General features: G+C 63.3%; 1 protein-coding gene. It reads left to right on the top strand.

Annotated elements, in window-relative coordinates; genetic code table 11:
- Nucleotides 1-103 precede the first annotated feature (103 nt).
- Nucleotides 104-1,066, top strand: a complete 963-nt coding sequence (locus tag E3O46_RS16130; RefSeq protein WP_134562083.1) for an IS481 family transposase — start codon at nt 104-106, stop codon at nt 1,064-1,066.
- Nucleotides 1,067-1,075: the final 9 nt, after the last annotated feature.

Below are 1,075 nucleotides of genomic sequence, written 5' to 3'. Positions count from 1 at the left end.
TGTACCCGGCCATGACGTTGGTGACACTTTCGGGCTTGTGAAGAAGGAGGACCTCCGGGCTTAGTGGAGGTATCTGAAATCTTCACAAGTCACGGAGGTCCTCATGGGTCACATTAACGCGCGTTTGACGATTCATGGAAAAGTTCTGCTCATCGAGCGGGTAACTGTCGATAACCGGCCCGTCGCTCACGTCGCGAAAGAGCTCGGCATCTCCCGTCAATGCGCCCACCGCTGGCTGGCCCGCTACCGGGCCCAGGGTCCTGCGGGACTTCTCGAACGGTCCTCCCAACCCCGGTCCTCTCCCCGAAGGACGAGTCCGGAGCGGGAAGAGCTCGTGCTGAAATCACGTCGTGATCTCAAGTCCGGGCCGATGCGCATCGCGACAGCGACTGGAGTGCCGGCCCGGACGGTGTCCCGGATACTGGCGCGACACCACGTTCCCCCGCTGGCTTGGTGCGATCCCCTCACCGGGGAGCCCATTCGTGCGACCCGTGCCACGACCAACCGTTACGAGCGCGAGCGTCCCGGCGAGCTCGTCCACATCGACGTGAAGAAACTGGGCCGGATCCCCGGCGGCGGCGGCTGGAGAGCCCACGGTCGCAGCGAACAGGTCCGTGGCCGCGGCATCGGATTCGACTACGTCCACGCCGTGATCGACGACCACACCCGCCTCGCCTATGTCGAGATCCACCCCGACGAAAAAGGCGTCACAGCCGCCGGCGTCCTCACCCGGGCGGCCGCGTTCTTCGCCGCGAATGGTATCCCAAAGATCGAACGCGTCCTCTCCGACAACGCCCTCGCCTACCGAAAATCCGTCGCGTTCCAGCAGGCCGTCGCAAACATCGGCGCGGAGCAACGCTTCATCAAACCGCACTGCCCCTGGACCAACGGCAAAGTCGAACGCCTCAACCGCACCCTCGCAACGGAATGGGCCTACAGCCAAGTCTTCACCAGCAACGACGAACGCGCAGCAGCGCTTGCACCCTGGCTCAACTACTACAACACTGAACGCATCCACACCGGCATCGGAACAACCCCCATCAGCCGAGTGTCACCAACGTCATGACTCAGTACA

The organism is Cryobacterium glucosi (genome assembly GCF_004402235.1).
In the GTDB taxonomy this organism is placed as follows: domain Bacteria; phylum Actinomycetota; class Actinomycetes; order Actinomycetales; family Microbacteriaceae; genus Cryobacterium; species Cryobacterium glucosi.
This window is presented reverse-complemented; position numbering and strand designations above follow the sequence as displayed.